Origin of the sequence: Aquidulcibacter sp. (genome assembly GCF_020253525.1) — a bacterium.
Taxonomy (GTDB): domain Bacteria; phylum Pseudomonadota; class Alphaproteobacteria; order Caulobacterales; family Aquidulcibacteraceae; genus Aquidulcibacter.
This window is the reverse complement of record NZ_JADCBK010000072.1, coordinates 47,375-53,462: the sequence shown is the minus strand read 5'-3', so window position 1 is coordinate 53,462 and position 6,088 is coordinate 47,375. Positions and strand designations below refer to the sequence as shown.

Genomic DNA, 6,088 nt, shown 5'->3' with positions numbered 1-6,088 from the left:
CGTGTTTGCTGGCGCAGGAGATCCTCCAGGTCCGGGCGTTCCAGTAACTGGTAAGGTTGTCAAACCAGGCGTTGGCAGAGGTGCAGCGGTTGGAGCCGGGGCCATCGGCATTGGAGCAGCGGGCATAGGAACAGGTTGCGTCGTTTCGGCGTCGCGTCGATAACTCGAAATCTGGAAGCCAAGAGGATTGAGATAGCGATCCTGCTCGTTAATGGGCTTACCCGAGAAACTATAGACAACGGACGCTACCCAGGGCTGACGCATCCCGGGACCTCCGCCCTCAGAGCGCTCAGTATCAAACCGGATCATGGCGGAACGTGGGCCCAAAATGGTCACACTTTTAACGGTAACTTGAATGCGAGTATTTGGGCTAACGCGGCTTTGAATACCGTTAGGATTAGACTTGTCCCAATCCCGCAAATACTCGGTCTCAGCAGCACCCTGGGACCATGCCAGCGTTTTTCGATACTGCTCGCGATAATCCGCAACGTCAAAAGTTTCCCGTGCCAATACATATTGTACAACAAAGGATTGAGCGACGGCTTCTGTTTCGCTCAAATTGCCAAGATTGACACCGCGCGTGGTCTGAACATAGCCGGTCTCACGATCAACCGTGATCGTGTAAGGCATGGTTTGCTTAAGCGGCACCAGGACCACTAAGGCGACAGCTTGAATAGCGGCTATACCAACTGCAATTCCTGCCACGATCCATGCTGTGCGCTGCGATCTCCGCAACGTGGCATGGGTATCCTGCGCCCACGTGCTGGCCGCCTCATAGTAATGGGCGCGGGCAGCAACGCCATTGGGCGGCAAACCGGGCGGGGTGTGGGATGGATCAGCTTGGGGGCCGGTCATGGTGCTTTTCCAGTTGCCGATAGGCTTAGTTTTGATGGGGATTGAGCAAACATGCTTTCACGGGGGAGACTTGGACGGGTTGGGTTATTGCGTTTACGACCATTCTGCCCCAATCTGACGGAGTAATCTCCGCGCAAAGCATCACCGCCACCGCCAGCGACAAGTTCAGTGCGGCGGTCAAAAGTGGTTGAAACCTGGCCACCACCAGACACGGCCGCTGCCAAGCGAGCATCGCGTCGATCACTGCTCGCCCCGGCTACACCGCCCGAAACAACTGCGGCTAGACGCGATGCACGGCTTGCCTCCGTTGGACTATCGGCCGCGAAACCCAGGCGCCCGCCCTCGGTTTGGTTGACCAAAACTGGGTCGGGTTCGCGCGACTTAGCGACAGGCAAACGAAATCCGGCAACGAGACGGGTGCAGAGACCAATCACACTCCCAAAAACAGCCGTAAACGTTAGAATGATGACCATTACAGTCAAAATCGGCTGCAGGTCATAGCGATTTTCGGCCCGTGCAACGGCCAGCCCCTGTAAACTTGGCTCAAGGGAAGCCAAAAGGCCTGCCATGAAAACAACCGTGGCCAAAGGTACAAGCGCAAAACCCAAAGCGGTTCGCAACCACCCCTCAAAAAACCCTTTTGTGCTCTCAAAAAGCAGGAGGCCGACAAACAATGGCCCGAGGGCCAACAGAAGGCCTAACATCAACTTTGCTAGAATTAAGAGTCCCAAAGTTGAGACCAGCAATGTAATCGCGGAAAGCCAAAGAGCTGTGGCGCCAAAGGCTGGCCCACCTTGTAAGGCCGAACGCATTTGAATGACAGGTGCCAAGCCCTTTAGACTCTCTGGATCTGTCCCCGGTGCTGCTTGCAGGACGAAACTTCCCGCATTCAATGAGGCACCGGCCACATTTGGGCCTTGACCAGGAATGTCGCTAACCAGCGACATCGCACTTGCCGATTGGGTCAATTGATCAAATGTATATTGTAACCGCGCAAATATATCGCTTGGACCCATAGTCTGCGGCATGGGCATGTTGGCCAAGAGACTATTGGCGATTTCCGCGGGCCCATCGAATAGCAAGGAAAACACCAAGCTTTGATAGCTAGCCCAAGAGGTGGTCAGCATCACGACGGCACCCAACTTGATTGCAATCATTGGGAGGTCGCCAACGCGCAAATCAGTGCGGCCCGTTAGGAGACGGAAGCCCAACAATGCGACATAAATGGTCAGTAAAACCGTAATGACGGAGCCCAGCATGGAACCTGGGCCAAAAAAGGCAGTGTAGCCACCCTGAACACCCTCACGGATATTGCAGTCAACTGTATCGAGTAGGCCGCGAACTAACCCCAAATCTGCGCGTGGGGCGGAACATTGACCAATCATCGCCGCCCCCCTCGGTTCGGATCACGAGCTTGATGAACACTTGCAGTCAAAAGCGGCAACCAGATGGCGGGATCATCCCCATGCTCGGCGCGTAGCGCATCTAGACGGCGAACTGTCGACTCTCGACCAGAAAGTACGGTCAACACATCAGGCATTCCGTCAAGGTTGAGACGGGCCACAACGCTGTCAGTGCCGTGCTTAATGACAAAGCAGCGCGACGTATCCGGCAGAGCGCGGATCAAGTCCAACTCGTGCAAGGTAAGACCAAACCCGCGACAATATTCGTCTTCCTGCGCCTTTGGGTTCGGCATGAAGATCTGGGTAGCTGCTTGCTCGATAATGGCGGAGGCAATTTGGCTGGACAAAGCGTCTGATGCACTTTGGGTCGCAAAACCTACGATGCCATTACGCTTACGAATAGTCTTTTCCCAATCCCGAATTCGAGCCACAAAAACTGGATCATCCAGTGCTTTCCAGCCTTCATCAACTACGAGAATTGCGGGTGTGCCATCTAGGCGTTGCTCCACGCAATGAAACAAATACATCATGGCCGGTGTGCGCAGGGCGGGGTCGTCCAAGATCGCCGTCATGTCAACGCCAAGCGTGCGGGTCGATAAATCTAGACGGTCTTCTTCGTTATCGAAAAGCCAGGCGCGCACGCCATCATGAATCCATGGCTCTAGGCGCGACGCAAGATCACCAGGAACCGGCCTACGGACACCGGCAAGCAACTCAGCAACATAACGCAGTCGGCGGTACTGTGGCGCTTGGTCAAAATTGGCAGCCACAGCATCAGCAATCTGGGCCTGCTCATCAACACTCAATTTCTCACCATCAACGCTCACTAACCGCGACAGCCACTCCGTAACAAAGGCACGATTGGCTGGCGTATCGGGCAATGACAATGGGTTTAAGCCAGATGGGTTGCCATGACGTAGGGTCTCGTAGCGGCCGCCAATCGCACGAATAAAGATTTCCGCGCCGCGGTCCTTGTCGAACAAGACAATGCGCGGATCAAACTTTCGCGCCTGTGTCAGAAGGAAGTTCAACACCACTGTCTTACCGGATCCAGATGGCCCAATAATGGTGAAGTTGCCTAAATCATTCTTGTGGAAATTGAAGTAATATGGGGTTGCCGAAGTTGTCTCCAAAACAGTAACGGCTTGACCCCAAACGTTGTGATCTTCCTGGCCAATCGGAAAATTGTGAAAACTGGCCAGGCCAGCAAAATTTCCCGTCGAGACTAAAGCCCGACGGGCGATATCTTTGAAGTTCCCGGGAAACTGCGCCCAGAATGCTGGTTCAAGATTCACGTCCTCTCGGACCGAAATAATGCCTTCTTCGGTAAAAGCGGCTTGCACATCGGCTGCAGCTTGATCAAGCTGTGCCTGCGTTGCTGCTTTGATGCACACGCTCATATGGTGCTCGCCAAAGGCAGATCGCCCCGCGGAGACATCGTCTTTGGCAATCGATAAGTCACGACGCAAACTTATGGCATCGTCATCTGCCGCACGCATCCGGCGAAGTGCAAGATTCATGCGGTCGAGAGCGACTTGCCGATCTACAAATGCAAAACTTTCGGTGACAGTCATCTCGACTGGCAGACGCATTAGATCATCCAACATTCCTGGTGCCGTGTGAGGAGGATAATCCTTGATCGAAATCATGGTGCCAAATTGGCGAGGCAGTCCGGGGGCCGCGTGAAGTTCAAAGGCTTCGAGACCAAAGCTGATCCGTCGGTACGGAATATGAAAACCAAGATCTGTGTCGGGCAACAGAACAGGCCGCAACTCTCCGTTATAGAGGCCAGACAGAAACTCCAACGGCTCTGAACAGGGGCCATGGCGGCTGTCATAAACTGACAAAACGCGCGCGCCATAGGGCGAAAGGGATGCCATTAAGGCATCTCGAGCGGTATCCAATTCTCGCATGTCGCGCGCACGCTCAGCAGCAATGGCTTGGGCTGATGTCCCTCGAAAAAGCTCCATTGTCTTGTCGATGAAGCCTGACCGGCCAACAGCAGGGCGACGCACAATCGTCAAGAACAGATCATTGATGAACATAGCCCGACCGTCGAGACGTGCGGACCATTGTTGGTCAACTTCACGGGAGAAGGCATCCGGAAAATCTGCATCAAGCGATGGTTTAACTGGGCTTCGCACAACATGGTGAACCACGGCAAAGCGTGCATGCGCGATAGAACGCAACATCGTGTCACGTATCGCTTTGCGGTAGTTGAGATCCTCGGTATCTGCCGTCTCGAAGGCTAAACCGTCCAGCTTAATGACCTGAAGCAACATGCCATCGCGGGTTTCAATTGTTGTGTCATCAACATGGCGTGCATAAGGCAGACGAGCGCCCGCCGGGGCTTCTCGGTGAGCTATTTCGGCCAGAGTAGCCAAACGCTTGTTATGGGCGCGTCGTCCTGCCATTTAAGCTTCAAACACCCCTTACGGTCGGTACGAGTTACAGCGCCAAAAGGCAAAATTTGCGACGCGAGGTGAGCTGATCATACGCGTGATCCACAGGTCTAGGAAGCGCGGCTCATCTCGCGCTGCGATCACCCCAACTAAATGCAAAACAACAGCAGCAACCAAAGCCCATACTGACTTTGTGACCAAAAAGACTTCAGCCGTAATGATGCCATTAAGAATGAACCAAGTGTAGGTCACGCCGGCAAACATCTGCGGGCGCGTCAGAGCGGCAAAGACTGGATCGCGCTCGAGCTGCGCCATGGTCGCCCCCTAAAACCCTTGTGCAGCGCTGCGGATGCCCCCGACAATGGCAGCGGATCCAAACAGGATAAAGCATCCAAGGATAACCATACCGCCATGCCGCCAGTTCATTCGACCTGTTAGCATCATAAACCCACATCCAGCCACTGCGATCACCGCAACCGCGGTCGCGACCGCGCCTAGAAGGGTACCCTGTACCCAATTCACAGCACCTAGAATGACACCCGAGCCTGCGGGATCCAGATTGGCCGATTGTGCTAGGGCTGGACCTGCCCAAAAAATCGCCCAGATGGAGGTTAGCGCCCAGAGCGCCTTGTGTACTTCTGTCATCGACATCTTCCTCAAGCTTCCAAATGTACTAGCGGATCGAAAGCCGCTCTGAGATGGCCTTCACATAGTTTTGGGTTTCACGATAGGGTGGAATTCCACGATGGCGGGCAACCGCTTCTGGACCAGCATTATATGCGGCAAGCGCAAGGCGGACATCACCGCCAAAGCGCTCGAGCAACGTACTGAGGTAGGCGACACCGCCAAAGATATTCTCACGCGGATCGTAAGGGTTTACGCCCAGCCAAGAAGCTGTCGCGGGCATTAGCTGCATCACACCAATCGCTCCCTTTGGAGAGACTGCGGAATCGCGAAACCGCGACTCTTGCCAAGCCACGGCTCTGACCAAGATTGGGTCCACGCCATATTTTGTAGCCGCTTCTGTTACGTATGCATCCAAGGTTGGATGTAGCCTTAAAGGATAGGCAGGTTCAACCAGCTTAGCGGGGGTATAGGTGCCAGGCCCAGGTGGCGATGCTTTTGCTTCAGGTTTCAACACGGGTCGCGTTGTATCGCCCAAAAACAAAGTTGGCCCGGCATAGACTGTCGCCGTGCCGTTTGTACCAACCTCAATAACATCCGCTCGAGCTTGACCAGTACCCAAACAAGAACAAGCCACCACCAGCCAGGCAAATGCTTGCCAAGCTCCGTGCCTCATAGTCAATTTCACTTTATAGATCATGTGCATGCCAAGCGCTTGGATCAGCGAGTTTTGTCTGAAACGGTTTGTTTGTCGAGGGTTGCCTTGTTTTACCCTCAGTTGCTAACCGCAGTTTTGACCAGATC

At 54.3% G+C, this 6,088-nt stretch carries 6 protein-coding genes; all 6 read right to left on the bottom strand.

Features of this window, described 5'->3' with window-relative positions; genetic code table 11:
* Window positions 1-855: virB8 family protein (locus IOB61_RS09855; protein WP_290815794.1), on the bottom strand; the 855-nt coding region annotated here is incomplete at its 3' end.
* Entirely contained in the window at window positions 852-2,240 is a 1,389-nt protein-coding gene (locus tag IOB61_RS09850) for a type IV secretion system protein (protein ID WP_290815791.1), read from the bottom strand. The genes IOB61_RS09855 and IOB61_RS09850, both read right to left, overlap by 4 nt.
* Entirely contained in the window at window positions 2,237-4,672 is a 2,436-nt protein-coding gene (locus tag IOB61_RS09845) for a VirB4 family type IV secretion/conjugal transfer ATPase (RefSeq protein ID WP_290815788.1), read from the bottom strand. Before IOB61_RS09845 ends, IOB61_RS09850 begins: the two co-directional genes overlap by 4 nt.
* Before the next feature lie 18 nt (window positions 4,673-4,690).
* Window positions 4,691-4,975, bottom strand: a complete 285-nt coding sequence (locus IOB61_RS09840; protein WP_085339825.1) for a type IV secretion system protein VirB3 — start codon at window positions 4,973-4,975, stop codon at window positions 4,691-4,693.
* Window positions 4,976-4,984: 9 nt separating this feature from the next.
* A complete protein-coding gene (locus tag IOB61_RS09835; protein WP_290815785.1) occupies window positions 4,985-5,305 on the bottom strand; it encodes a TrbC/VirB2 family protein in 321 nt (106 codons plus the stop codon).
* Between the two features lie 28 nt (window positions 5,306-5,333).
* Window positions 5,334-5,960, bottom strand: a complete 627-nt coding sequence (locus IOB61_RS09830; RefSeq protein ID WP_290815781.1) for a lytic transglycosylase domain-containing protein — start codon at window positions 5,958-5,960, stop codon at window positions 5,334-5,336.
* Window positions 5,961-6,088 lie beyond the last annotated feature (128 nt).

Bases quoted from the DNA above. Each gene is read 5' to 3' on its own strand.
- IOB61_RS09850 (WP_290815791.1), bottom strand. From the start codon at position 2,240: ATGATTGGTCAATGTTCCGCCCCACGCGCAGATTTGGGGTTAGTTCGC.
- IOB61_RS09845 (WP_290815788.1), bottom strand. From the start codon at position 4,672: ATGGCAGGACGACGCGCCCATAACAAGCGTTTGGCTACTCTGGCCGAA.
- IOB61_RS09840 (WP_085339825.1), bottom strand. From the start codon at position 4,975: ATGGCGCAGCTCGAGCGCGATCCAGTCTTTGCCGCTCTGACGCGCCCG.
- IOB61_RS09835 (WP_290815785.1), bottom strand. From the start codon at position 5,305: ATGACAGAAGTACACAAGGCGCTCTGGGCGCTAACCTCCATCTGGGCG.
- IOB61_RS09830 (WP_290815781.1), bottom strand. From the start codon at position 5,960: ATGAGGCACGGAGCTTGGCAAGCATTTGCCTGGCTGGTGGTGGCTTGT.